General features: G+C 71.9%; 21 protein-coding genes and 1 tRNA gene. 17 read left to right on the top strand and 5 right to left on the bottom strand.

What is annotated here, in order from left to right; genetic code table 11:
• Positions 1–366: 366 nt before the first annotated feature.
• The 3 genes from ABD358_RS27730 (at position 367) to ABD358_RS27720 (ending at position 2,998) form a co-directional block, all read left to right on the top strand.
• Positions 367–2,109, top strand: coding sequence for a sodium:solute symporter family protein (locus tag ABD358_RS27730; protein WP_344633913.1), 1,743 nt, complete (start codon positions 367–369; stop codon positions 2,107–2,109).
• A gap of 16 nt (positions 2,110–2,125) precedes the next feature.
• Positions 2,126–2,257: a putative transporter small subunit gene (locus ABD358_RS27725; protein ID WP_344633912.1), complete on the top strand. Its 132-nt coding sequence runs from the start codon at positions 2,126–2,128 to the stop codon at positions 2,255–2,257.
• Positions 2,258–2,356: 99 nt separating this feature from the next.
• Positions 2,357–2,998, top strand: a complete 642-nt coding sequence (locus tag ABD358_RS27720) for a GNAT family N-acetyltransferase (RefSeq protein ID WP_344633911.1) — start codon at positions 2,357–2,359, stop codon at positions 2,996–2,998.
• Between the two features lie 99 nt (positions 2,999–3,097).
• On the opposite strand, the gene ABD358_RS27715 is transcribed toward ABD358_RS27720, so the two are convergent.
• On the bottom strand, positions 3,098–4,438 hold the full coding sequence (locus tag ABD358_RS27715) for an erythromycin esterase family protein (RefSeq protein ID WP_344633910.1): 1,341 nt from the start codon (positions 4,436–4,438) through the stop codon (positions 3,098–3,100).
• 344 nt (positions 4,439–4,782) lie between these two features.
• Between ABD358_RS27715 and ABD358_RS27710 the strand changes: the two genes are divergently transcribed.
• Entirely contained in the window at positions 4,783–5,148 is a 366-nt protein-coding gene (locus ABD358_RS27710) for a DUF6086 family protein (protein WP_344633909.1), read from the top strand.
• A 1,748-nt stretch (positions 5,149–6,896) separates the two neighbouring features.
• Complete coding sequence (locus ABD358_RS27705; protein ID WP_344633908.1) at positions 6,897–7,916, top strand: HNH endonuclease; 1,020 nt, start codon at positions 6,897–6,899, stop codon at positions 7,914–7,916.
• 937 nt (positions 7,917–8,853) lie between these two features.
• Here ABD358_RS27705 and ABD358_RS27700 read toward each other — a convergent pair.
• Positions 8,854–9,573, bottom strand: a complete 720-nt coding sequence (locus ABD358_RS27700; RefSeq protein ID WP_344633907.1) for a YdcF family protein — start codon at positions 9,571–9,573, stop codon at positions 8,854–8,856.
• Positions 9,570–10,361: a GntR family transcriptional regulator gene (locus tag ABD358_RS27695; RefSeq protein ID WP_344633906.1), complete on the bottom strand. Its 792-nt coding sequence runs from the start codon at positions 10,359–10,361 to the stop codon at positions 9,570–9,572. The genes ABD358_RS27700 and ABD358_RS27695 overlap by 4 nt, the downstream gene beginning before the upstream one ends.
• Before the next feature lie 448 nt (positions 10,362–10,809).
• Here ABD358_RS27695 and ABD358_RS27690 point away from each other — a divergent pair, with 448 nt between their 5' ends.
• From ABD358_RS27690 to ABD358_RS27640, 11 genes are all read left to right on the top strand, one after another.
• Positions 10,810–11,079: a DUF6284 family protein gene (locus ABD358_RS27690; protein ID WP_344633905.1), complete on the top strand. Its 270-nt coding sequence runs from the start codon at positions 10,810–10,812 to the stop codon at positions 11,077–11,079.
• Complete coding sequence (locus ABD358_RS27685) at positions 11,076–11,525, top strand: Pycsar system effector family protein (RefSeq protein ID WP_344633904.1); 450 nt, start codon at positions 11,076–11,078, stop codon at positions 11,523–11,525. Before ABD358_RS27690 ends, ABD358_RS27685 begins: the two co-directional genes overlap by 4 nt.
• Entirely contained in the window at positions 11,522–12,670 is a 1,149-nt protein-coding gene (locus ABD358_RS27680) for a hypothetical protein (protein WP_344633903.1), read from the top strand. Before ABD358_RS27685 ends, ABD358_RS27680 begins: the two co-directional genes overlap by 4 nt.
• Positions 12,667–12,999 carry an RRQRL motif-containing zinc-binding protein gene (locus ABD358_RS27675; RefSeq protein ID WP_344633902.1) on the top strand — a complete coding sequence of 111 codons (333 nt, stop codon included), beginning with the start codon at positions 12,667–12,669 and terminating at the stop codon, positions 12,997–12,999. Before ABD358_RS27680 ends, ABD358_RS27675 begins: the two co-directional genes overlap by 4 nt.
• A gap of 91 nt (positions 13,000–13,090) precedes the next feature.
• Positions 13,091–14,641, top strand: coding sequence for a hypothetical protein (locus ABD358_RS27670; protein ID WP_344633901.1), 1,551 nt, complete (start codon positions 13,091–13,093; stop codon positions 14,639–14,641).
• Positions 14,641–16,791, top strand: coding sequence for a hypothetical protein (locus tag ABD358_RS27665; RefSeq protein WP_344633900.1), 2,151 nt, complete (start codon positions 14,641–14,643; stop codon positions 16,789–16,791). The genes ABD358_RS27670 and ABD358_RS27665 overlap by 1 nt, the downstream gene beginning before the upstream one ends.
• 189 nt (positions 16,792–16,980) lie before the next feature.
• Positions 16,981–17,289 (top strand): hypothetical protein, encoded by a 309-nt coding sequence (locus tag ABD358_RS27660; RefSeq protein WP_344633899.1) that lies wholly within the window; start codon positions 16,981–16,983, stop codon positions 17,287–17,289.
• An 88-nt stretch (positions 17,290–17,377) separates the two neighbouring features.
• Entirely contained in the window at positions 17,378–18,283 is a 906-nt protein-coding gene (locus tag ABD358_RS27655; RefSeq protein WP_344633898.1) for a bifunctional DNA primase/polymerase, read from the top strand.
• 343 nt (positions 18,284–18,626) lie between these two features.
• On the top strand, positions 18,627–19,802 hold the full coding sequence (locus ABD358_RS27650) for a DUF3631 domain-containing protein (protein ID WP_344633897.1): 1,176 nt from the start codon (positions 18,627–18,629) through the stop codon (positions 19,800–19,802).
• A gap of 220 nt (positions 19,803–20,022) precedes the next feature.
• Positions 20,023–20,220, top strand: a complete 198-nt coding sequence (locus ABD358_RS27645) for a helix-turn-helix domain-containing protein (protein ID WP_344633896.1) — start codon at positions 20,023–20,025, stop codon at positions 20,218–20,220.
• The gene (locus ABD358_RS27640; RefSeq protein WP_344633895.1) at positions 20,220–21,494 is read left to right on the top strand and encodes a tyrosine-type recombinase/integrase; all 1,275 of its coding nucleotides are present in this window, start codon (positions 20,220–20,222) and stop codon (positions 21,492–21,494) included. Before ABD358_RS27645 ends, ABD358_RS27640 begins: the two co-directional genes overlap by 1 nt.
• Before the next feature lie 68 nt (positions 21,495–21,562).
• Here the strand turns inward: ABD358_RS27640 and ABD358_RS27635 are convergent.
• Positions 21,563–21,636: transfer RNA gene (locus ABD358_RS27635), tRNA-Pro, on the bottom strand.
• 308 nt (positions 21,637–21,944) lie between these two features.
• Between ABD358_RS27635 and ABD358_RS27630 the strand changes: the two genes are divergently transcribed.
• A complete protein-coding gene (locus ABD358_RS27630) occupies positions 21,945–23,291 on the top strand; it encodes an NAD(P)/FAD-dependent oxidoreductase (protein ID WP_344633894.1) in 1,347 nt (448 codons plus the stop codon).
• 37 nt (positions 23,292–23,328) lie between these two features.
• Here ABD358_RS27630 and ABD358_RS27625 read toward each other — a convergent pair whose 3' ends face one another.
• Positions 23,329–24,747 (bottom strand): lipase maturation factor family protein, encoded by a 1,419-nt coding sequence (locus ABD358_RS27625; protein WP_344633921.1) that lies wholly within the window; start codon positions 24,745–24,747, stop codon positions 23,329–23,331.
• Positions 24,748–24,852 lie beyond the last annotated feature (105 nt).

The raw sequence follows: 24,852 nt of genomic DNA, 5'->3' as shown, positions 1-24,852 counted from the left end.
TCGCAGTTGCGACTTGTAAAGAAGCGTGTGCAAACGGACAGGGTGGACGCGGTGAAACGGTCAAAACGGTCGTTGAATATGCAATCATCTCCCGTTAACGCTGATAAATAGGAGATGTCTCACCCTGCTGAGCTCGGACGAGTGAAGTTCACGGTCGGCTGAAGAGGCTGTTAACGTACCTAACGTTTGCGGGCTCAAATGGTCTGCCTTTCTTGTGAACGTCCCGGGGCCGGCGACGCCGCCGCTTCGGGGCCGGAGCCCCCTCCCGCCGCCCGCGGTGTGCGGGACCCGTCCGCGGATCCCGGCCGGTCCGCCGGGCACTGCGGCCGGCGCCGCGGGCTCCACGAGCCGAAGGAGGTGACGCGCGTGAACGGCGTGGAAACAGCCCAGTTCAGCGCCGTGGTGGTAATCGGTCTACTGGTCTTCTTCTACGGAGGGACCTTCCTGATATCGGCCCGTATCGGCAGGAAGGACGAGAACGCCGACGGGTACATGACCGGCGGCCACAACATCGGCTTCGGGATCTCCGCCGCCAGCATGACGGCGACATGGATCTGGGCCTCCTCGATGTACGCGTCCGCGACATCGGGCTACACCTACGGCATATCGGGCCCCATCCACTACGGCCTCTGGGGCGCCCTGATGATCCTGTTCATCTACCCCTTCGGCAAGCGCATCCGCTCCGTCGCACCGAAGGCGCACACCCTGGCCGAGGTCATGTACGCGCGGCACGGCCGTTCCAGCCAGCTGATGCTCGCCGGCTCCAACCTCGTCGGCAGTCTCATCAGCCTGATGTCGAACTTCATCGCCGGCGGCGTGCTGATCTCGATGCTGTCGCCGCTGACCTTCACCCAGGGCGTCTTCGCCGTGGCCGCGGGCGTGCTGCTCTACACCCTGTGGTCCGGCTTCCGCGCCTCCGTGCTGACCGACTTCGTGCAGGTCGTGGCGATGCTCGGCGCGGTGGTGGTGATCGTCCCGTTCATCTTCCTCGCGGCCGGCTTCCCGGCGGCGTTCGAGAGCGGGGCGGAGAACCTGACCCCGCAGCAGGGCGACTTCTTCTCCAGCGACGCGTTCATGAACCAGGGCGCCCCCTACATCGCCGCGGTGCTCGCCTACGCCATCGGCAACCAGACCATCGCGCAGCGCCTGTTCGCGGTGCGGCAGGACCTGATCAAGCCGACCTTCGTCACCGCGACCGTCGGCTACGGCGCCATGGTCATCGGCGTCGGCATGCTCGGCGTGCTCGCCCTCTACCTGGGCTTCGAACCGACCGGCGGCGACGTGAACAACCTCATCCCCGAGATGGCCGCCGACTACCTGCCGCCCGTGCTGCTGGCGGTGTTCTTCATCATGATCGTCGGAGCGCTGTCCTCCACCGCCGACTCCGACCTCGCGGCCCTCTCCTCGATCATGATGGCCGACGTCTACGGCCAGAACGTGGCGGGCAAGGAGAAGGCCAATCCCAGGACGATGCTGCTGGTCGGACGCGTCACGATGGTGGTGGCGACCGCGCTGGCGGTGGCCTTCGCCAGCCTCCGGCTGAACATCCTCGACCTGCTGGTGTTCGTCGGCGCGCTGTGGGGCGCCCTCGTCTTCCCGGTGCTGGCCAGCTTCTACTGGGAGAAGGTCACCAACAGGGCGTTCACCGTCTCGGTGCTCGCGGCGCTCGCGGCGTTCCTGCCGGTCCGCTTCGGCTGGCTCCCCGTGGACGGAGCCTTCGGCATCGCCGTGGACGTGCTGTCGGTCGTCGGCATCGGCGTCGTCCTCGGCCTGATGGCGTTCGGCTTCTTCGGCGTCAGGGTGGCGAAGACCGTCGGCGTGCTGGCGGCGGCCGCCGCCGCGCCGTTCGCGATCGGCTCCCTGCACGAGTACGCGACGCTGTGCGGCTCGCTCGTCGCCTACTCCGTGAGCACCGTCGTCTGCTGGGCGATGTCCGCGGGCCGGACCGAACGCTTCGACTTCTCCCTCATCGCCCAGCGCACCGGCGACTTCGACGACGGCGCCGCGCGGGCGGCCGACGCCGCCGACGCCACTGCCGGCGGGGCCGCGATCCCGCGGCAGGCGGGAGACACCGACGGCGAACCCAGGTCCGCCGCACGCACCAAGTGAGGAGACAGGAGACACAGTGAACACCCTCGCCCTGAGCGCCTACGTCCTGATGTGGCCCGCCGTCGTGGCCGTGGTCCTGTTCGTCATCAGCCGTGCGTTCTTCCGCGAGTGGGCCGAGGCCCGCCGCGACGGACGGCGCATGATCTGACGCAGGTGCCGCGGGCCGGCCCGTGAGGCCGGCCCGCGAGGCCCCCGCGCGTGGCAGCCTGACCCCGGACCAGCCGGGCGCGGGAGAGGGGAGAACGCCATGGGCCGGACTCTGGCCGGGATACTGGACGAGGCGGCCCGCGGGTGCTTTCCGCCGCCGGACGGCGGGATCACCGTGGTACCGCAGCCGAGCCACCGCGACGCCGGAGTGATCGCCTTCACGGCGCACTCCGTGGTGTTCACCGACGAGGACCCGCAATGGGTGCGCGCCACACTGGCGTCCCTCGACTGCGACGAACTGGCGGCCGCGATGAATCCGCGCTTCCTGGCGGCGCTCCTGGCCCGCACCGGGCGGTCGACCGACACGATCGACCTGCTGACGGTCGCCGGCCCCCTGCCGGGCGACCCCCCGCTGGAACTGCGCGAGATCGCCGACCCGGACCACCCCCGAGCACTCCGGGCACGCGGACGCCGCGACGACGTACGCCTCTGGGCGGCCGACGGAGGGGTGGTCGTCCTCGGCCGGGGCGTGGCGGGCCGCTGGGAGACGGCGGTCGAGGTGGACGAGGAGGCGCGCCACCGGGGACTGGGCCGGGCGCTGGCGACGGCCGCCCGGCATCTCGTACCCGGCGGAGCGCCGGTCTGGTCGCAGCAGGCCGCGGGCAACGCGCGCAGCGTACGGGCCTTCCAGGCGGCCGGCTTCCGGCCCGTGGGCGCCGAGGCGCTGCTCATCGCGCCGTAGGAACGCCTGGGAACACCGCGGAGGCATCGCGGGGGGCATCGCGGGGGCGCCGCCCGTCCGGCCTTCCCCGGCCGGCGGACGGACGGCGCCCCCGCGGATTCAGGAACGGACGGACGGCAGCGGGCGGGCCGGGCTGATGGTACGGAGATGGATCAGCAGGTCGTGGCCCCTGGCGAGAGCGTAGGGAAGGTGGAGGGAGCCGGGGGTGTCGGCGTCGCGGGTGAGGCGGGCCCGGCGGAGCCACTCGCGGGCGGGGGACGGGACGGTGCGCAGATCGAGGAAGTGGACGGGGTACGGAACCCGGTTCAGGGTGTGCTCGTTGCCGCCCGCCGGCGGCAGGGGGTACCGGCGGACGACCCACGCCCCGCCCTCGTCACGCGGCGTGGTGGCCGAGCCGTGGCCGAAGGTGGTGCCGACGCTCAGGTAGTCCGCTCCCAGGGACCGCCGCATGTACGTGCCCTGGACGACCGGGTACGACTCCGGGTTGTACGTCTCGTAGGCGGTGTGCCCGGTGTGGGCGGACAGCAGCATCCTGTGCCCGGTGCGGCGGTACCACCAGACGGTGTTGAAGGCCATCAGCTCGTCGCGGTAGCGCATGGCCTCGGGGACCTGCCGGGGGTCGCCGAGGTCGAAGGCCAGCAGCGTGGCGGTCTGGGCGATGACCCGGGCCTGCTGCACGGCCCACTCGTGCGCGGAGCGGCCGGAGCCGCCCGGTCCGGCCAGCAGGCGCCGCGCCCTGCGGGCCTGTTCGGCCAGACGCCGGCGTTCGGTCTGGGGCAGGGCGCCGAACTCCGCGGTGGTGGAGTGGGCGCGCAGCTCGCGGTAGAGCCCGGTGAGCTCCGCGTGCAGGGCGGGATGGTGCCGCAGGGCGTGGTCGAGCACGTCCCGGAAGAGGGCCTCGGGGACGTACGGGTGGGCGATGTCGTTCCCCATGAACTCGACGGGGGCCTCGGGCCGGCGCAGGTTGTGGGCGCGCATCCACTCGATCAGCTCCAAGTACTCGTGGACGCCCCACGGCAAGGCCCCGCCCCCGAACTCCTCGGCCATGACGGCACGGGGATCGCCGATGCCGTGGCGCACGTAGTCGTTGAGCCGCAGGCCGGAGGTCCAGCTCGTCTCCAGGGCGAAAGTGGTGAAGCCCTTCTCGAGGACGAGGTACCGGAAGACGCGGTGCTTGAGGGCGCACAGCTCGTGCGCCCCGTGTGCCGCCTCGCCGAGCGCGACGACCGGCACCTCGCCGATCGCGGCCCCCAGCGGGCGCAGATCGCCCAGGTCGCCGTACGGCTCGGTGCTCCGCAGGGGACGGGCGGCGCGGGTGAGGGCGGCCAGGACGGTTCCGGTGGTGGTACCGGCCGCCGCGGGGGGCGCCGCGGTCAGGAGAGCCGATCCGGCGGCGCCCGACAGGGCGGCGAGCAGGGAGCGGCGTGAGAGGGCCGTCATCCGTTCTGCTCCTCTCGGACGAGGGGTGGATCCCAGCGTTCGCGGACCGTGCCCCGGCCGCCAACCGGAGGGCCGCCGTTCGAGGGGCGGGGACCGGGACGTGTTTCGCGGTGCCGCCCCGGGGCGGCACGGGATCCTGGCGGAACCGGACCCCTGTCGTGCCGGGCGCCGGCGGCAGGACCGTCCCCTGCCGCCGGCGACGGAAGCCGCCGTTCGCCTCCAGGACGGGAAGGGCCGGGTGGATGATGTCCCCGGGAGGGGGCGCAGCACACGAGGGGAGACGAGCCGTCGGTGTGTGCGCGTCCCCGGAACCCGGAGTTCGGCGCAAGGATCGGACGGAACGAGTGAGCTGCTTCTTCCTCATCGGGGACATCGACGTCTGGAACCCGGCGAACACCGTGGCCAGGGTGTTCCACGCGGAAGCGTCGGCACTGGCCGAGGTCTTCGGAACGCCTTCCGGCCTGGGGCCCGTCGTCGACGACGAGTGCAGCATCGACGGCCGGGACTTCGCCCACTTCGTGGAGGTCCTCCTGAGCGAGCACCGGAGAACCAGCCACCCCGTCCTGAAGGCCCTGCTCGAAGGGGTCATCGGGGTCGGCCTGGTACTGCTCGAACGCGCGGGTGGGGAAGGCGGGGCGATCGCGCGGAACGCGGGGGAGTTCTGGGAGGACAGACGCCGGTCCCTCTCCAGGAGGATGACCCGGGGGTGACGGACCCGTGCGGCGGCGACGGCGCCACGTCCGGTCAGGTGCCCTTGTGCTTCGCGTCGTGGCGCACGGAGAAGTGGCTGCCGGTCCTGTTCCAGGGGGCTCACCCGGCGGTTGAACCTGTAGGAGGTCGGCCGGACCCCGCTCGGGAACGGGATCCCGCCCCCGCACTCCATGTGCTGGAGTACGCGGGACTTGCCCGGAGGGCGGCCCCGGTGGATGGCCGCCGAGGCGCCCGGGGCGGTGACCGTTCCCAGACCCACGACGGCGCACAGGACCGCTCCTGCCGCGACCGCGCGGGCCGGTCGCCTTCTTGCGCTCATGGATGCACCGCTCCTTCGAAGGGGTGCCGTCCCCCTTCCCGCCGACACCGCCGTCCGCCGTCCGGGGAGGGCTCGTTCCGGCGACCGTGGGGCCGGGGCGCGGATTCGAACCGGCACCGGAGAATCCCGGCCGCGGTCAGGGCGGAACGGGACGGGGGAGGACGGGCGGCACCGGAGCCCCGGGGGAGCACCGGCTCTACCGGCTCCACCGGATTCGCGCCGGACTCCGGGACGTGTGCCGCCGTTTGACGTCTCGCCGGAAGGCCGGGCGGCCGGGATGCGTCTCCCTGTCCGGTGTTCCGGCCGGGTCGGCAGCGGGGCACCGACCCGCCGACCGGCAGCGACCGGTACCGGCACGTCCGTATCGAGGCGGGCGTCCCGGAGGGACCGCGTGTCCGGCCTGCCGGACGGACGCCACGGCGTCGACCGTCTTCGGAGGCCCGGTGACGGTGCCGGCCGCGGACACGACGACCTTCCTCGCACCGGCGCCGCCTTTCTCGTCGCCGTCCCGGAAGACGACGTCCCCGAGCCCGACGGGGGCGCGGCCTCGCCGTGACCCGGGCGTCTCCCGCTGTCCGGACTCCTCGTCCCGTGCTCCGTCTTCTTCCCCTCCGGGGCCGTGCACGTGGTGGCCTCCGCCCGCACGCCTCGGACGGCCTCGGCGCCCCGGTCGGTGTACCGGCGGCCGGATCTGCCGGTACCCCTGGGCGCCGCGCTCGGGACGCCTCCGACGGCCGGCTTCGGCGCGGTCGGAGCACCGTGCCCGCCGAGCCGGGACATCGCGATGGCGGGTATGGCCGCCGCGGCCCCCCTCGGCACCGCGGACGGCCGGGACACGTGGGGAACCGGCCGGGCTGAGAACTCACCCCGCGACGAGCCGCGCGGGCGTGATCGACTCCCGACGGACACCCGCCGGCCCCGGCGGACCGACCGGGCGGAACCTCCGCTCGTGGGGCAGAACCGCGCCGGACAAGGCGAAAAGGCCCGTCGGCCTGGACTTTCCGTCCAAACCGGCGGGCCTTTCAGCACCGTCGGGACGACAGGATTTGAACCTGCGACCCCTTGACCCCCAGGCGTGTGCCAACCTGCTGACCGCCGCATAGAGACTGCGCCGGGACCGCCTGACTTCCGCCCTCCGCGACGTGGACGTCCACCGACGTACGTGTCTGTTGATGTCAGCCGCTGATGTCAGAGCGCCCACCCTGCAACGCTTGACCCCCAGATCATCGCGGTAGACGTTTCCGTAGGTCAGGTGCACTGCGGGACACGATTCGCCGTTCCGTCGAGCTGGGGTTGTTCATTACCGCGCACAGCGTGTGGTCCCAAACTGGTCCCAGCACAGCCGTCACCGCGGTCTGTGCGAAGCACAGAACATCGTTGTGCTGCTGACCTGACGGGGTGTCGTACCCGGCACCTAGACTCCGCCTCATGGTTAGGGGAGCAATCTCGCGGGACGACATCCTGAAGACTCTTGAGGAGTACGACGAGCTTGGCCGTGAAGCGTTCCTCGACTTGTACGGCTACAGGGAGGCCCGGACGTACGTGCTCGTCCACGAGGGCAGGGAGTACGACTCGAAGGCCATCGCCGGGGTAGCGCACAAGCACCAGCATGGCGCGCCGCTGACGCCGAAGCAGCTCAGCGGTGGGATCGGCCATGCGGTCGATTGGCTCAGACGCGAGGGCTTCACCGTCAGGGCTTCCCGCAACCCGAAGTGGACACGGGACGAGCTGATCCTGGCCTGCGACGTCGTGGCCCAGAACGGGTGGAAGGGGCTGGACGCGGAAGACCCCCGCATCGCCGAACTGTCCGACCTCCTACAACTCCTCGCCGCCTACCCCGAGGAGGAGCGGGCCGCCACCTACCGCAACCGCAACGGCGCGGCGCGCAAGACCCACGACATCGCCACGCACCACCCCGACTACCGGGGAAAGCCCACCAACGGTGGTCGGCTGGACCTGGAGGTCCTGCACGACTTCCTCACCAGGCCGGCGGAGATGGCCCAGGCCGCGCAACTCCTCCGTGACGGCCTGCGGGCTGGCACCCTCCAGCCGGTGCTGCCCGAGCAGGACGACGAGGATGAGGAGGAGTACAGCGCGCCGGAAGGCCGGGTCCTGTACCGGCGCCACCGGACGCGCGAGCGCAACAAGGGACTGCGCGCCAAGAAGATCGCCGCAGTGCTGAAGAAGGGCGGCACCCTGGCCTGTGAGGTCTGCGACTTCGACTTCGGCGTGGTCTACGGCGAACGGGGCGAAGGCTACATCGAGTGCCACCACGTAGTGCCCCTACACGAAGCAGGCGAAGGGACAACCAGGCTCTCGGACCTCGCCCTGATCTGCTCCAACTGCCACCGCATGATCCATCGAGCCGCACCCTGGCCCACCCCGGCCGAACTCCGCATACTCATCCGCCGAACGAACATGGCAGGCCGCACCGCAAGCAACGCTTGAGCTGAAGGTACGCGGCATCAGGCGTGTCTTGCGTTCCACCGCCCTACGACCGCACCTTCGACGGCAGGATCAGCGGCACCAGTGTGAACTACAAGGGAAGAGGCAGGCCCGCCGGGCGACCAGGGGCATGCGCCGCTGACCGGCTGACAGAAAGCTGCGGGCCCCGGCGAGTCTTCCCTCCGGGGCCCGTCAACTGCTGCGTCCGCGGTACGCGGAGCAAACGGGGACGAACTGACGGCTTGATCACCCACTCGCCACCGCTGGGAGATCAAGGTTAGGGCTTACTGAAATGGTGTATCCCAGCCCCCGCAATCGACTTCCTCCCCGTTGTCGACTTTGCACTCCATGACCTCGAACGGGTCCCAACTATCCAACCGTCCTCGCTCTATGCTGTATGTCTTGCTATTCTCCGCCATGTACCCAGAGGCGGTCAGTGTGTATGCCCCGGATGTGCTGCCTTCGCCGTAACGCCAGCGGAAATAAACACGTGCGCTAGCGCCATCTGAGACTGAGTCCCTAATGACTACGCGAACAATTGTGTGGGTGTTGGTGTTGTCGATGGTTCCGTAGGCATAGGCCCCAACCACGTCGGCCTGAGTGCCTGTTGCGCTCCAGCTCGTTGCAGCGTGAGCGGAACTCCCAGTTGCCACTACTGTTGCCAGAGAAAGTGCCCCAGCTGCTGCGGAGATGGCTGCTCTTTTGTGCAGCGGGTGCGACCTTGCGTTCATCAGACCTCCAGGGCCAGACGGTAGGAGCAGCCCACATCCTGCCGTTCATGAACAGCGCGTGTCACTAACAAAATGCGCCATTTGTGAAAACTCGGGTTGTGTCTGCGCGCCCCTGAAACGCAATGCTGGGCTGGCAGGGAGCCGTTTTCGATCTTCGTCTGAGCAGGTTAGGTGGAGAGTGAGGACGGCTTGAATCTGTAGGAAGCTTGTTACCCGGGCATCGGCCGTGATGCGTCGGAGTTGGGCTCTGCGCTTCTCATCCCGCCGTTGCTCGTGGCTTCCTGAGGAATGCGTCGGCTGGTGAAGCCCTGAGCAACAAGGCGCTCGTAGGCGTGGCGCACGTTTTCGGGTACGTCCTGGGCGACCATGAAGCCCTGGGCGGGGTAGAGCAGCAGGCGTTGCAGGGACCCGACCAACATATCGATCACAAGGCGCGGGTCCTGGATCGATTCGACGTACTCGGAGAACGTCAAGGGTGCAGACGCGCACACCCACTCGACGTCTGGCCAGAGCTTGCGCGCGGTGGCGTACGCGCGGCGTTCCTCGTACGGCTTGCTGATCAGCAGGACGGACGAGACGGGGATGTGCCGCTCTTCGAGCACAGCGCGGGAGAAGCGGATGTTCTCGCCGGTGTTCCGGGCGTTCGGCTCGACCAGGATGACTTCCTCGGGAACGCCCAGCTCCACCGCGCGCTCCCGGTAGTGGACGGCCTCGCCCCGGGGCATTCGCTTCTGGGTGGTGCGGCTGGTGGCGCCGGTGAAGACGATGAGCGGTATCAGGCCGCGGTGGTAGAGGTCGGCCGCGGTGTCGGCCACGCCCAGGTCGTGGCTGCCCAGGCCGATGCCGACCGAGCACGGGCGCGGCTCGTGGTGCATTCGGTGGAAGTCCCACAGGGTTTGGGCGTCCTGCCAAGCCTGTTCCGAGATCACTGGCCTTCCTCCTGCTGGGTGGAGTCGGGGACTTTGAAGTCGTAGACCCAGGCGAACCGTGAGGCGGCGTGGACGCCGATGGCGTACTCCACCACGGTTCCGTCGGCCGTGTAGGTGGTGCGGTGCAGCTCGACCACGGGTTCCCCGGCGGGCAGTTGGAGCAGCTTCACCTCTTCGGGGGTGGGGATGCGGGCGAAGAGTTCTTCGCGCATGTGGTCGATCTCGTAGCCCGCGTCGTACAGGACGCGGAAGCCGCCGCCCTTGCCGGCCGGACCGGGGGTGGGGTCGACGAGCCGGGTGCCCTCGACGTGCTCGGGCCGGTAGTAGCTGGTCAGGGTGTGGGTGGGCTGGTCGCCTTCCTTCACCAGCCGGGCCCGGGCGTAGACCGGGGCGCCGGGCGGCAGGCCGTGGGCTTCTGCGACGGCCGGCGGAGCCTCGACCAGGCTGACCGTCTGGGTTTGTTCGCCGCGCTGGTACGGCCGTCCGGAGGCCACGCGGTCGGCGATGAAGGCGACCTCGCCGCCGTCGCGCCACTTGGCCTTGTCGTACCGGGCGATGCCGAGCCGCTTCAGCGGCACCTGCTGGCGCACCACCGTGCCGTGGCCACGGGAGGAGGTGACCAGCCCTTCCGCCTCCAGTGCCTTGTAGGCGGCGTGGACGGTGGACTTGGAGCCCTCGCCCGCCTCGACCAGCTCCCGGATGTGCGGTAGTTGCTGGCCGGGCGCGTACTCACCGGCCCTGATCTGGGCGGCCAGTTTGTCCGCGAGTTCTCGCCACTTGGGGGTCATTCAGGACTCCTTTCCATGCGGCCAGTGAAGCACAGTCCCAGGACTGTTGACAGTCCTGGGACTGTGCGCCATGGTGTTGCTCGGTCGCTCGCAGTCCTAGGACTGTGGATTCGAGGCCCTTCTTTGGGCTGCTCAGACATGCGGCAAGGGGCCCGGGACAGAGCGGGCCGAGGGCGCACCCGACCCTGGTCACTTCGGGAGGGCTTAGACCGAAAGGTCATGTCTCCATATGCCTGGAACGGGAGCACGCTCCCGAAGGAGACATCTGCACGATCACAACTTTCTCCGCGGTGCTTCGTGTACTGCGGCCGGTTGCCTCCGCTGCTCGTCTCGCACGAGCAGCGCCGAGGGGAGCCGGATGTTCTGGTTCTACGGCCGCGGCCCCGGTGCGCTACCACCGGGGCCGCTCTTGCTGGGCCGTTCCTTGTGTTGAAGGAGTCCACGACCCATGAAGCACAGCATGGCACTTCGGGCGGTTACTGCCGCCGATCCGGGCGACGGGGAGCCGTCGACCGCCGACCTGGGTGCGATCGAGCGGGAGATGCCGCTCATCCTGGCAGAAGTCGAGCTGCTGGACGCGCAGATCACCACCCTGGACCGCACGCCGACCGAGCTGGACGCCCGCCGCCTGCGCCGGGCCCGTCGGAAGGTGCTGGCCGCGCGGCGGGCGCTGGCCAACCACGCGGCCGGGATGACGCTGTCGGGAGGTGCCGCATGAGCACCACCGACCAGACCCTGAGGGCCGCGCACGCCGAGGCGAGGGCGGAGATCGCGCGGACCGACACCAAGACCGGCCTGCTGCTGGCGTTCGTCGGCGCGGTGCTGGCCGGCGCCTGGACCATTGCCCGCGACCTGCCCCTGACCCCGGCGGCCTGCGCGGTGGGCGGGCTCGGCGCGGGCCTGCTGGTCGCGGCGGCCGGCCTGCTGCTGCGGTCGGTGCGGCCGAACCTGCGCGGCCGGCACGGCTTTCCGCTGTGGGCCACCCTGCCGCCCGAGGAGATCACCACCGCCGCCTCCCGGGACCTGGCCGCCGACATCGCCGGCCTGTCCCGGCTGGCGGTCGCCAAGTACACCGGTCTGCGCCGCGCGGTCGACCTGACCTGCGCCGGTGGCGCCCTGCTCCTCCTCGCCGCCGCCATCGCGGTGATCGGGGGTGCGGCATGAGCACGCAGCAGACCCGCAAGCCGCTGACCAAGACGCAGAAGACCGTGCTGACGGCCGCGTTCGTGCCCATGCTGCTCACCGGGGTGGCCGGCGGCATCGGCACGTTCAGCAACATCGGCCACGCCTACGGCACCGGCACCGCGCTCGGTGCGGTGGCGGCCGGCGAGGGCGCCACCGCCGTGCTGGGCCTGGTGCTGCTGGGGCTGACCATGCTGGGCCAGTCCTCCCCCTGGCCGGTCCGGGTCGGGCTGTGGGCGCTGCCGGCCGCCGCCTCGGTGATGGCCGCCATGGCCGCCCCGGACCCGGCCCGCACGGTCATCTACGCCCTCACCCCGATGGGCATGTGCGTGGCCGCCGAGGGCATGGCGTTTTTGGCCCGGCGCATCGTGGTGCACACCGACGGCCGCGACGCCGAGGCCGAAGCGAAGGCCGCGGCGGTGGTGCGGGAGCTGGCCTATCACCGGGCGGTCGCGGTGAACCATCCGGATGAGAAGGCGCGGGCCAAGGCCGAGCGCACCGCCTGGAAGCTGGCCCGCACGGTCGGCGCCGGTGATGCCGCGCTGGGTGGGCGGCTGCTGGACGTTCAGCGTGACCGTCTTACCGCTGGGGCGGACGCCGCCTTGGGGGAGATGTTCACCGTGCCCGTCACGCCGGCCGTGGAGGCTGTGACGCCTTCCGTCACACCGGCCGTGACGCCTGCTGTGGCGCCGCCGTCGGCGCGGGACGGTGGGGCCGCCGAAGGGGAGGGCGTCACGGGTGGCCGTGACGCCGAGGACACGCAGGCCAGCGCCCCGGACGGGCCGAACGGACTGCCCGAGGGGGAGGGCGTGACGGCGGGGGGTGTGACGGCCGTGACGCCCCCGGGTGCGCCGTCCCCGGGCGAGGTGGTGTGGTGGCCGGTGGAGCGGGCCGTGACCTTGGAGGAGGTCGCCGCCGTCGCCGGCGTTCCGGTCCCGCGGCCGGGCGAGCCGCTGACCGACGCGCAGTTGATCGTGGTGCTGCGGCACCTGCGCTACTCCGTCGATCCGCCGATGTCCTATCGGCAGGCGGTGGCCGCCTTCCGGGAGGCCGGGTTCGTCGGAGGTGAGAAGCGGGTGCGGACCGCCTGGGGCGCGGTGATGTCTCAGGAGGAGAACACCCCATGACGCTGCCGGTCTACTCCTGGCACCTGGCTCCGGACGGGCTGGCCACCCGCCGCCAGTTGCGGGCGCTGGGGCTGCGCCCCGGCGGCCAGAGCGTGGCCGCCGAGCTGCGGCGCCCACGCCGACGGCGCAGCCCGCTGATCGCCTACCTGTACCGCATCGACGCCGCCAAGCCGGTCCGCCCGATGACCCCGGCGCGGTGGGCGGCCCTGGAGCGGGCGAACGCCGCACGCCGCACCTGCCCGGTGTGCGGGCGGGACGCCGGTTATGTCATCCCCGCCTCGCTCGGCTCCTGCGTGCCCTGCGCCGACGCCCCGGCGCTGGCCGCCTGAAAACCCCTGCTCGGACGTTGTCCCGGCGCGGCCCCTTGCCTGCCAGCACTGGCCGCGCCGGTCCCCACCCAGATAGATGGAGGACCCCAGCATGACCGATGTCACCATCCCTCCGACACCCCCGCCCCAGACCGACCCCGCCCCTGCGCCCGCGTCGTCCGCTTCAGTGGTCGAGCAGGCCCCGCCCTCTACTGCCGCCAGTGCCGAGGCCGGGCACACCCCGGGCGGGTGGCCGGTGGTGCCGCTGGCCCTCTCCGGCGCCAACACCACCGTGGGCGCGGTCTCCGCTGCGGCGCTGGCCGCCGGGCCGGTCGCCGCCGCGGTGGCGGCCACCGTCGCGGTGGTGCTGGGCACCGCCGCCGCCACCCGCACCCGCCGCCCTGGCTCGGAGCGGGAGGCCCGCCGCGCCGGCCACCGCACGGCCTCCGCCGTCCCGCGACAGGGCAGCGGCGGGACGTCCACCAGGTCCGGCCGTACGGGCCGGCTGCGCCGGGGCAACGGCTCGTCCACCCGGGCGGTGGCCGGGCACCGCATCCCGGCACCGTCCGTATCGGCCGGGAAGGCCACCGGCCGGGGCCGCTCCGGCACAGGCTCCGCCCGCCGGTCGCCGGCCGGGCGGGGCGGTCTGGTCGACCGGGCCCGGCAGATCCGAGCGCTGCGGGACGGGCAGCGGGCCGGAGCGCCGCCGCGCGCGCAGCAGCGGGCGCAGACCACCGCCGCCCGGCGGGCAGTGGCCGATGCCCGCCGCGCCCAGGGCCCGGCCGCCCGCACCGCCGCCCGGCTTTCCGCTGGCGGGCGGGGCGGACGGATGCTCGCCCGGGCCCTGGATCGGGCCCGTACCGCCCGGGACCGGGCCGTTGGCCGGGGGCGGGCGGTCCGTGATGCCCGCACCGCCAGTGCGGTCGCTGCTCGTCGGGCCGCGCTCCGGCGGGCGCCGTTGCGACGGGCGGCCAGGTGGGCACTGTGGCGCTCCGCGGCCTGCTTCCACGGCCGCCGCCTGCTGGCCGCGCTGCTGGCCGCCCCCCTCGGACTGGTCGGGCTGCTGTCCACGCCGCTGGGCCGCCGGCTGGGCTGGCGATGGCTGATGTATCCCGGCCGCCGCCTGTACCGGCACCTGGTCGGCCGGGCCCGACACGAGCGCGCGCAGCGGGATGCGGCCATCCGTGACCGGCTCGCCGCCGAGGAGGCCGCCGCCGATGCCGCGGCCGAGAAAGACCCCAACGAGGTGGGGGACCGCGTGCAGCGCCCCGCCCACCTGCGCCCCACCCACCCCAACAACCGTGTGGAGGTTGTGTCCGTGTCTGGTTTCCGCTTCGAAGAGGCCGCCGCCGAGATGGAGAACGCGGCCCGCACCTATGAGCCCGACGGGGCCATGGAGATCCTGGCCATGGTCGAAAACCTCCCCGCCGCGCTGACCTCGATGGCCAACACCTTCCGCATCCTGGCCGAACGCGCTGATGAGGAGTTCCCGCTGGAGAAGGAGGTGGCCGCCGGGTTCGAGGACATCTACGCCGCGCTGGTGGCCGCCATCGACAAGGCCGAGGACCTGGGCCCGCTGTTCCGCCAGGTCCACGAACCCGACATCGCCCGGCACGAGGACCCCCGCAACGGCACCGAGGCCGAGAAGGGCTGGAACGTCTGATGACCACCAACAACACCACGGGCACGCAGCTCGCCGGTGGGCCGGTGTGGGACTGGGCAGCCGGCCACGGACCCATCACCGGCGCCCTGTCCGCCACCACCGGCGCCTTCGCCGCCGCCACCACCGGCGCCGCCACCGCCATGCCGCCCGGCTGGGCCCTGGCCATCGGCGCCGCCGGCGCCCTGGGCCACACCATCGCCGGCCTCCGCGCCCGCAACGCCGGCCGCACGGTGGCCACCCGCGCCGCCTGCTGGCTGCTCGGCGCCGGCTGGACCACCTGGGCGATGGCCACCACCCCGCTGTCCTGGACCGCGCTGGGCTCGCTGGCCGCGCTCGGCGTCGGCATCGGCACCGCCACCCACTCCACCGCCCTGTACGAGGAGGCCCGCGAAGAAGAGGCCCTGGCCGCGGCCGAGCGGCAGGTGGCCGCCGAGCTGTCCGCCGACCACCGGGCCATCGCCGCCGAATGGGTCGACCGCATCCAACGGGTGTGCGGGATCACGGTGCGGGTGCTGGCGGTGGAGATGTGGCCCACCGGCACCGGCTTCAGCATCGACGCCGAGCTCCCGCCCGGCGGCGCCACCTACGATCGGATCGCCAAGGACGCGCCCAAGCTGTCCGCGGACGCGCGGTTGCCGCACGGCTGCACCGCCACCGCCTCCCCCGGCATCCACCAGGGGAGGGTGATCCTGGACGTGGCCACGGTCAACGTGCTGGCCGAGGAGCGCACCTACCCCACCGACTACGGGCCCCTGTCGGTGCTGACTGGGATTCCGTGGGGGTATCGGACCAACGCCGAGGAGATCCGCACCTACCTGCGCGAGCAGTGCGCCCTGGTCGTCGGCCCGACCGGGTCGGGTAAGACCAACATGGTGCACGTCATCCTGGCCGGGTTCGCCCGCGCCACCGACGTGCTCACTTGGGTGATCGACCTCAACGCCGGCAGCGCGGGCTTGCCCTGGGTGCTACCCGCGCTGTCCGGGCAGCTCACCGCACCGGACGGGGCCCCGGTGCGGCCCGGCATCGACTGGCTGGCCGCCACCCACGAGGAAGCCACCGTCATGCTGGATGCGGTGCTGCGGATCGCCCGCCACCGCAAGACCGTCTACCAGGACCTCATGGCCCGCGCGAACACCGACCTGCTGCCGGTCAGCCCGCAGATTCCGCAGATCATGCTGGTGGTGGACGAGGGCGCGGAGATCCTCACCAGCACCGACCGCACCCTGCGCCAACTCGCCGGGAAGATCCTGGAGGTCATCCGCATCGCCCGCGCCATGGGAGTGCGCACCGTGCTGACCGCGCTGGGGGCCACCGGCTCGGTGCTGGGCAACCTGATGATCCGCCGGGAAGCCAAGGTCCGCGTGGCGCTGACCGGGGGTGAGACCGAGGGCATGGACCTGAACCGGATGTTCCCCGGCAGCCGCGGCCTGCGGGTGGACCAGGCCCCCTACAAGGGCTCCGGCTTCCTTAGCACCCCGGAGACCGGGGTGGGGGTGTTCAAGGCGTGGCGGATCCTGCCCGACCAGATCCGCGACATTACCGCCGCCACCGCCCACCTGCACCCCATCCTGGATGCCCCGTCCGCCGCCGCGGCCGGGGAGGCGTACGCCCGCCGCTGGGAGGCGGACCGCACCGCCTGGCTGCACCACACCACCGGCACGGGATCGGACACCGACACCGCCGGACCGCAGCCCGCGGCCCGGCCGGGGCTGAACCTCTCCGCCCTGCGAGCGGAGCGGCCGGAGCAGGAGCCGGACGCCGACGCTGATGCGCTGGCCGCCCGGCTGATGGCCGAGATCGACCAGACCTTCGGCACCACCGACGAACCCGGCACCCCGCCCCCGCCCGAACGGCAGGAGCAGGAGGAGCCGCCCGCGCCCCGGCGGCCGGGGCTGAACCTCTCCGCCCTCCGCGGGCAGAACGAGCCGCCGCAGCACGCCCCGGACGCCGGCCCGCCCTGGCTGGCCCAGGCCATCGACGCAATCGAGTCCGCCGGTGCCATGGGGCTGAAGCCGTCGGCGGTCGCGGAGCTGGTCGGCAAGGACCGCAAGACCGTCCGCGCTGCCCTGCGGGCCGCCGTCAAGCGCGGCGAGCTGGTCTACCGGGACAACGGGCCGCACTCGGTCTACGTCCACCCCGACCACGCCTGAGGTCCATCACACACAGCTACTGCGTAGTGGGTAGTGGGGCCCGCCCCGCTACCCACTACGCATGCCCAACACCCCCCACACGCCATCTGAAAGCGGCTTTCCTACTGGGGACCCCACTACCCGCTACCCAGTAGCCACCCCACTGCGGACACGCACCGTTACCGAACCCGACCGCCTAAGGAGACCGTTATGACCCGCCGCGAACCGTACCCGCGCCCGACCGGGGGCAACCTCCCGCACCTGCCCGCCGACCTCTACCGGCAGTTAGACGACCGCACCGTCGTCATCGTCCACGCCCCCGCCCCGCGCCGCCCGGCCACCGCCTACGCGGTGCCGCTCGCCATCGGCCTGGCCGCCGGCTTCGGGTTCATCGGCCTGGTGGCCGCGGGCATCGCGCTGTTCGAGTTCGCCGCCCGCACCGCCGCCCTGCTCGGCACCCTGGCCGGCCCTGTCGGCATCGGCACCTTCTTCCAGCTCGCCCGTCCCAAGGGCAAGTGACGCCCGGAGCGGGCCGCCACCTCTCGCCAAAGACCGTGCGGCCCGCTCCGGCCCACCAGTCCCTACAGAACTGTTGGAGGTCTCCAGCATGACCCATGACGCACGCTCCGCGCTGCTGGCCGCAGCGCTGGCCGCCGCCGGACGCGGCTGGCACGTCTTCCCTCTCCGCCCCGGCACCAAGGTCCCCACCGGGCACGCCGCGGCCCGCTGCCGGCGCACCGGCCGCTGCGCCCATGGGCACCGCACGCCCGAGCAGCGCGCCACCACCGATCCGGCCCGCATTCGGCAGGCGTGGACGGCACGCCCGTACGGCATCGGGGTGGCCACCGGCCCCTCCGGGCTGGTCGTGGTCGACCTCGACCAGCTCAAGCCGGGAGACCCCAAAGGAACGCCTGACGGCGTGACCTCCTTTGCGGCGCTCTGCGAGCGCGCCGGGCAGGTCGTCCCCACCACCCTCACCGTGCGGACCGCGGGCGGCGGGCGGCACCTGTACTTCACCGCCCCGCCCGGGGTGCGGCTGCCCAGCACCAAGGGCAGGCTCGCGCCGAAGATCGACACTCGCGCCTGGGGCGGGTACGTCGTCGCCCCCGGCTCCACCGTCGACGGCCGCCGGTACGAGGTAACCGAAGACGCCCCGGTCGCCCCACTGCCCGACTGGCTGCTGGCCGCCCTGACACCCGCGCCGCGGCCCGCTGCCCGGGTGGTGCCGGTCGCGGCCACCACCCGGGCCACCCGGTACGCCGCAGCCGCGCTGCGCAACGAGACGGCGGTCGTCGCCACCACCGCCGAGGGCGGGCGGAACGCCGCGCTGCTGCGGGCCGCCCGCGCCCTGGGACGCTTCGTCGCATCCGGCGACCTCCCCCGCGATGTGGTGGAGGAGGCTCTTCAGGCAGCCGGGGAGGCGGCCGGTCTGCCGCCGGCCGAGTGCCGCGCCACCCTCCGCTCCGGACTGGACTGGTCCATCGCCCACAACCCGCGGCGGAGGACGGCATGATCCGCCCCGCTGCTGCCCGCCTGAAGAGCCTCCCCGCCCCGCACCGGCCACCCGCCGCCGACCCACCCGCGCCCGGTACGGCCGACGGCGCCTCAAAGGACGTCGGCCGAAGGCCGTCCACTTCTCGTTCCGGCCCGCGCCTTGGGGACGGCCGGTACCCGATCGCGTGGCTGCACCTTGCCGCGCCCGGCCGCGGTGCCGTGCCCACCGCCCAGTCCTGGTGCGCGTGCGGCCACGACCGCAGCGCCATTGGCCACCACAGGGTGCTCACGCTCATCGACGCCCACGCCGCCCACCGAGAAAACTGTCCCCTGCGTCACCGCACCGAAAGCAGGCACGCCGCATGACCACGCCCCAGCTCACCACCCTCGACGGCGCCGAGCTGCTGGACGAGGTGGAGCGCTTCCATCGGCGCTTCAACGTCTTCCCCACCGAGGCCGCCTACGTCGCGGTGACACTATGGGACGCCCACGCCCACCTACTGGACGCCTTCGACTCCACCCCGCGCCTGGCTTTCCTCTCACCTGAGCCTGGGTCGGGGAAGTCGCGGGCGCTGGAAGTGGTGGAAACCCTGGTACCGCGCGCCATGGCCGCGGTGGATGCCTCCGCCGCCGCGCTGTTCCGGTCGGTGGCCGGCCTGGACGGCGGGCGCCCCACCATCCTGTTCGACGAGATCGACACCGTCTTCGGGCCCAAGGCCGGGGAGAACGAACAGCTCCGCGGGTTCCTCAACGCCGGGCACACCCGGGGCCGGGTGATGTACCGGTGCGTGGGGGACGGCGCCAACCAGCAGGTGCAGGGCTTCCCCTCGTTCTGCGCGGTGGCCGTCGCCGGGCTCGGAAGTCTGCCGGACACGATCCTGACCCGCTCGGTCATCATCCGCATGCGCCGCCGGGCCCGGAACGAGAAGGTGGAGCCGTTCCGCACCCGCCTCCACGTCAAGGAGGGCAACGCCCTGCGCGACCGGCTCGCCGTCTGGGCCACCACCGTGCAGGAGCAGGTGGCCGACGCCTACCCGGAACTGCCCGAGGGGGTCACCGACCGGCCCGCCGACGTGTGGGAACCGCTGATCGCGGTGGCGGACGCCGCCGGGGGCGCCTGGCCCCGGCGGGCGCGGGAAGCCTGCCTGACGCTGGTTAAGGCATCCCAGGTCAACGACAAGGCCAGCCTCGGTATCCGGCTGCTGACCGATCTGCGCGACCACGTGCTGATCGGCGTGGACAAGCTGCCCACCGTCGCCATCCTGGACCGGCTCAACGCCCTGGAGGACGCCCCCTGGGCCGACCTGGACGGCCGCCCGCTGGACTCCCGCCGCCTGTCGCGGATGCTCGGCCAGTACGTTACCGCCGACGGCGAGCCGATCGCCTCCCGCAACATCCGCACCGCCGGCGGGGTCCTCAAGGGCTACCACGCCGAGGACCTGCACGACGCCTGGACCCGCTACTGCCCGCCCCCTCCGGAAACTGCGCTACATCCGCTCCAGCCGCTACACCCCAGCTCACAGTACGTGAGCGCGTAGCGCATCCCACCGGTTGTAGCGGCTACGTCCGGCCGCCCCGGGCCACGCGCCCGGGGCGGCCGGTTTCGGTCCGCGAAGCGGTCGTATCCGCTACACGCACCCGTCCCGCTACATCGAACCCGTCGCTGACCTGCGCCGTAGCGGCGTGGCGGATGTAGCGCACCTCAGAGAAAGGGGCAGCGCCCTGCCCCGTCGCTTGCCGCTGAGGAGAGACGCCCGCATGAGTCCAACCCTGCCCGACACCTACGAAGTCCTCACCGTGCCCGAGGTCATGGCCGCGCTGCGGATGAGCCGCAGCAAGGTCTATGACCTGCTCCGCTCCGGCACCCTGCCCAGCTACACCGAGGGTCGCTCCCGGCGCATCCCCGCTGACTCGCTCCGCATGTACATCCGTTCCAAGCTCCAGGAGGCTGCCTGATGGCCAAGCGCCGCGCCAATGGCGAAGGCACCATCACAAAACGCAAGGACGGCCGTTACCAGGCAGCCGCGTACGTCTACCGCCCGGACGGCACCCGCGTTCGCAAGTTCGTCTACGGCAAGACCCGTTCCGAGGTAGCCGAGAAGCTCACCGAGATCCAGGAGAAGACCCGGCAGGGCATTCCTGCCGCCACCTCCGCGATGCCGTTCGGGGACTACCTCGTCTACTGGCTCGCGACCGTGGCCGCCGTGCGGCTCAAGCCTTCCACCTTCATGAGCTACGAGGTGATGGCCCGCCTGTACATCGCTCCCTCACTCGGCAAGAAGAAGCTCAACCGGCTCAGCCCCGCCGACGTACGGCGCTTCCTCGCGGAGTTCCGCGACGGCTGCCTGTGCTGCCTGCGGGGACTGGACGCGAACCGCGCCGAGGACGAGCGGAGGTGCTGCGCCAAGGGACGGTGCTGCCGCCGGCGGCCGTCCGCGCGCACCGTGCAGTACGTCCACGCCGTACTGCGGTCCGCTCTGCAACAGGCGATGCGGGAAGAACTCATCGCGCGCAACGTGGCGCGCATCGTGGAGACACCCACCGTCGCCCGGCAGGAAGTACGGCCGCTGGACCGGACCGAAGCGCGGATGCTGCTGAAAGCGGCTCGTTCGCACCGGCTGTACCCGCTGTGGCTGCTGCTGGTCTCCACCGGCCTGCGTCGCGGGGAAGTGCTCGCACTCACCTGGGATGACATCGACCTCGACCGGGGGCAACTGCGGGTGCGCCGAAATCTTCAACGGATCAAGAAGGAGCTGGTCTTCGGCACCCCGAAGACGGCCCGCTCCCAGCGCACCGTCTCCCTGCCCCGGCGGTGTGTGGCTGCTCTCCGGGAGCACCAGGCCGTTCAGCGCACCGAGCGGGCCGCGGCCGGGCTGAAGTGGGACCCGCTGCCGCACCAACCGAGCGGGCTGGTCTTCACCACACCCACCGGCCGGCCGACCGATCCGCGGAGCATGAACCGGATGCTCACCGTGCTCTGCCGTAACGCGAACGTGCGCAGAGTGCGGGTGCATGATCTCCGGCACACCTGCGCCTCGCTCCTGCTGGCGCAGGGAGTGGACGCCCGGACCATCATGGAGACGCTGGGGCACAGCACGATCACCATGACGCTGGACACCTACGCGCACGTGATGGACACGACACTCAGAGCAGCCGCCGAGCGGATGGAAGACGCGCTGGGCCCGGAGGGTGGGGGAGAGGGGGAGGAAGCCACTCGGCCGCCCGAGTGACCCCGGTTGATGTCAGCCGCTGATGTCAGAGGCCCCTTGGGAAGATCCCAAGGGGCCTCTGACCAGTGTCGGGACGACAGGATTTGAACCTGCGACCCCTTGACCCCCAGTCAAGTGCGCTACCAAGCTGCGCCACGTCCCGGTGCTCTCCCGGCTCGGGGTTTCCCCCTCGCCGTTCGCGCACAGAAACCATACCGCATTTCGGGGGGTGCTCGCGCGCACCGGATCATGAAAAAGGAACCCGATGGCCCGGCGGGCGCATGGGTGGCGAGAGTGTTACGCCGCGTAGCGGGGACGGAGGGTCGCCGACGCCGCGGGACGGGCCACGGCCGACGCGGGGCGGCCGCCGGGAAGGGCTCCGGCCTGCGGGGACGCTTCATCCGGGTTTGCCCGGGCGCTGGCGGGAAACGCGGTTTTCCTGGCCGTTGGTCCCAAGGACTGGAGTCACACGTGAGCCGTTCCCGGATTGTGATCGTCGGAGCAGGGTTCGCCGGTTACCAGACGGCCAGGACGCTGTCGCGGAAGCTCCGCGGGGCGGCCGAGATCGTTCTGGTGAACCCCAACGACTACTTCCTGTACCTGCCGCTGCTGCCGGAGGTCTCGGCCGGGATCCTGGAGCCCCGCCGGGTCTCGGTGTCACTGGCCGGAACGCTGCCGAGGGTGCGCCTGGTGCTGGGCGAGGTCCACTCGGTGGACCTGGACGGGCGCTCCATCACCTACACCGACCCCGAGGACCGCGAGCGGCAGATGGGGTACGACCGGCTGGTCCTCACCGTCGGAAGCGTGAACAAGCTGCTGCCCATCCCCGGGGTGGCCGAGCACGCACGAGGCTTCCGGGGCATGCCGGAGGCGCTGTACCTGCGCGACCACATCAGCCGGCAGATCGCCCTCGCCGCGGAGGAGGAGGATCCGCGGGAGCGCCAGGCGCGCTGCACCTTCGTGGTCGTCGGCGCGGGCTACACCGGCACCGAGGTGGCCGCGCACGGCAAGATGTTCACCGACTCCCTCGCCCGCCAGCACGCCCGCGGCCCCGGTGGCATGCGGGCCGACGCCCGGCCCCGCTGGATCCTGATGGACATCGCGGACCGGGTGCTGCCCGGCCTGGACGAGAAGCTGGCGCAGACCGCCCACCGGGTGCTGCGCAAGCGCGGGGTGGACGTGCGCACCCAGACCTCGGTGAAGGAGGCCACCAAGGACGGGGTGCTGCTGAGCACCGGGGAGACGCTTCCGACCCGCTCGCTGATCTGGTGCGTCGGGGTGCGGCCCGACCCGCTGGTGGAGCAGCTCGGCCTGCCGACCGAGCGGGGGCGGCTGCTGGTCGACGAGTACCTGAACGTCCCCGGTCACCCGGACGTGTTCGCCTGCGGTGACGCCGCCGCGGTGCCGGACCTGACCAAGCCGGGGCAGTACACGCCGATGACCGCCCAGCACGCCCACCGCCAGGGCAAGACGGCCGCGAACAACGTCGCGGCGTCCTACGGCATCGGCACCCGCCGCCCGTACAAGCACAGCGACCTGGGCTTCGTGGTCGACCTGGGCGGGCTCCAGGCCGCGGCGAACCCCCTCGGCATCCCGCTGTCGGGCCCGATCGCCAACCTCGTCACCCGCGGCTACCACCTGGCCGCGATGCCGGGCAACCGCATCCGGGTGGCGGCGGACTGGGCGCTGGACGCCGTGCTGCGGAGGCAGGCCGTCCAGCTCGGTGTGCTGCACCCCTCGTCGGTGCCGCTGGACACCTCCTCACCCGAGACGGCCCGCCTGCCCGGCGGACCGGAGACCAGCCCGTCGGCCGCCTGAGCGGCACCGGCTCCTCCCGGAGGGCGGCGGTCCGGCCTTACGGGGCCGCGTCCCTCCGGGAGACCGTCCGCCCGTAGGGGCCGACCGGCTCGCGGTCCCACCAGGCGCCCGTGGCCCGCAGTTCCCGCCAGGTGGTGAAGCGGTAGCGGTACAGGCGGGCGCGCACGTGGACGGGCGGGGTGGTGGGGAAGGGGTTGACGCGCAGCAGGCGCAGCGTGTCCGGGTCGTTCTCCAGCAGTTTCCGCAGCAGCCGGGTGAACCAGGGAGCCGCGTAGGAGGGCGAGATCGCGGCGAACCACATCAGCCAGTCCAGGCGCAGGTGGTACGGCGCGTACTGCCGGGGCAGGCGGCGCACGTCCCCCGGCTTGCCCTTGAACTCGTACTCCCGCCACCGGGTGTCCTCGGTGACGTGCTCCTCGTCGGTGCCCTCGATCACCACCTCGTGGCGCAGCCGGGTCACGCTGCCGAACGCGCCGTAGGTGTTGACCAGGTGGAGGGGGTTGAAGGAGCGGTTCATCTCCTGGCGGCGCGAGACCAGGTTGCGCGCCGGCCACCAGCTCAGCACCACCACCAGCGCCGTGACCCCGATGACGGCGGCGACGAACCACGGCGGCACCTGGCCGTACTCCCGGGAGCCGGAGAGGGGGGAGGCGTCCACGGCGGACAGGGCGAGGACGACCGTGATCCAGTTGAGCCAGGAGAAGTTGCCGGACGCCACCAGCCACAACTGGGTGACGATCATGGCCAGGGCGGCGACGGTCGCCGCGGGCTGCGGGGCGAACAGCAGGAAGGGCAGGACGAGCTGGGTGACGTGGTTGGCGGCGACCTCCATCCGGTGCAGCGGTTTGGGCAGGTGGTGGAAGAACCAGCTCAGCGGTCCCGGCATCGGCTGGGTCTCGTGGTGGTAGTACAGGCAGGTCAGGTCGCGCCAGCAGGAGTCGCCGCGCCACTTGATCAGGCCCGCGCCGAACTCCACCCGGAACAGCAGCCACCGCATCAGCAGGAGCACCGGCATCGGCGGCGCCACGTCCCCGTTGCCCAGGAAGACCGCGAGGAAGCCCGCCTCCAGCAGCAGCGACTCCCAGCCGAAGGCGTACCAGGTCTGGCCGACGTTGACGATCGACAGGTAGAGCGCCCACAGCAGCGCCCACATCAGCATGGACACCGCCAGTGGCACACGGTCGGCGGCGCCCAGCGCGACCGCCGCCGACAGTGCCGCGCCGGCCCAGGCCACGGCCGCGAAGAAGCGGTCGGAGTAGTGCAGGTGGAACAGGCTGGGAGAGGCGCGGAAGGGGACCCGGCGCAGGAAGTCCGGCACCGGGGTCAGTCCGCGTTCGCCGATCAGCGCGCGGAACTGCAGGGCCGCCGAGACGAACGCGACGAGGTAGACCACGGCCAGGGCCCGTTGGAGGACCAGTCGGCTCAGCCAGTACTCGGGCGCCTCGAACCACTCCATGGCGGACATGGGTACCACCCGGGGCCGCCGTCATGCGGCGGCGCCGGGTGGCGGTGCGGGGCCGTACGGGTGGACCCGCGGACGCCCTGCGGGCTTCCGCGAGAC

It is taken from the genome of Streptomyces glaucosporus, assembly GCF_039533345.1.
GTDB classification, from domain to species: domain Bacteria; phylum Actinomycetota; class Actinomycetes; order Streptomycetales; family Streptomycetaceae; genus Streptomyces; species Streptomyces glaucosporus.
Note: the sequence above shows the minus strand (reverse complement) of the source record. Positions and strands in the feature narration are given on the sequence as shown.

Bases quoted from the DNA above. Each gene is read 5' to 3' on its own strand.
- ABD358_RS27720 (WP_344633911.1), top strand. From the start codon at position 2,357: ATGGGCCGGACTCTGGCCGGGATACTGGACGAGGCGGCCCGCGGGTGC.
- ABD358_RS27715 (WP_344633910.1), bottom strand. From the start codon at position 4,438: ATGACGGCCCTCTCACGCCGCTCCCTGCTCGCCGCCCTGTCGGGCGCC.
- ABD358_RS27705 (WP_344633908.1), top strand. From the start codon at position 6,897: ATGGTTAGGGGAGCAATCTCGCGGGACGACATCCTGAAGACTCTTGAG.
- ABD358_RS27695 (WP_344633906.1), bottom strand. From the start codon at position 10,361: ATGACCCCCAAGTGGCGAGAACTCGCGGACAAACTGGCCGCCCAGATC.
- ABD358_RS27690 (WP_344633905.1), top strand. From the start codon at position 10,810: ATGAAGCACAGCATGGCACTTCGGGCGGTTACTGCCGCCGATCCGGGC.
- ABD358_RS27685 (WP_344633904.1), top strand. From the start codon at position 11,076: ATGAGCACCACCGACCAGACCCTGAGGGCCGCGCACGCCGAGGCGAGG.
- ABD358_RS27680 (WP_344633903.1), top strand. From the start codon at position 11,522: ATGAGCACGCAGCAGACCCGCAAGCCGCTGACCAAGACGCAGAAGACC.
- ABD358_RS27675 (WP_344633902.1), top strand. From the start codon at position 12,667: ATGACGCTGCCGGTCTACTCCTGGCACCTGGCTCCGGACGGGCTGGCC.
- ABD358_RS27670 (WP_344633901.1), top strand. From the start codon at position 13,091: ATGACCGATGTCACCATCCCTCCGACACCCCCGCCCCAGACCGACCCC.
- ABD358_RS27665 (WP_344633900.1), top strand. From the start codon at position 14,641: ATGACCACCAACAACACCACGGGCACGCAGCTCGCCGGTGGGCCGGTG.
- ABD358_RS27660 (WP_344633899.1), top strand. From the start codon at position 16,981: ATGACCCGCCGCGAACCGTACCCGCGCCCGACCGGGGGCAACCTCCCG.
- ABD358_RS27655 (WP_344633898.1), top strand. From the start codon at position 17,378: ATGACCCATGACGCACGCTCCGCGCTGCTGGCCGCAGCGCTGGCCGCC.
- ABD358_RS27650 (WP_344633897.1), top strand. From the start codon at position 18,627: ATGACCACGCCCCAGCTCACCACCCTCGACGGCGCCGAGCTGCTGGAC.
- ABD358_RS27645 (WP_344633896.1), top strand. From the start codon at position 20,023: ATGAGTCCAACCCTGCCCGACACCTACGAAGTCCTCACCGTGCCCGAG.
- ABD358_RS27640 (WP_344633895.1), top strand. From the start codon at position 20,220: ATGGCCAAGCGCCGCGCCAATGGCGAAGGCACCATCACAAAACGCAAG.
- ABD358_RS27625 (WP_344633921.1), bottom strand. From the start codon at position 24,747: ATGGAGTGGTTCGAGGCGCCCGAGTACTGGCTGAGCCGACTGGTCCTC.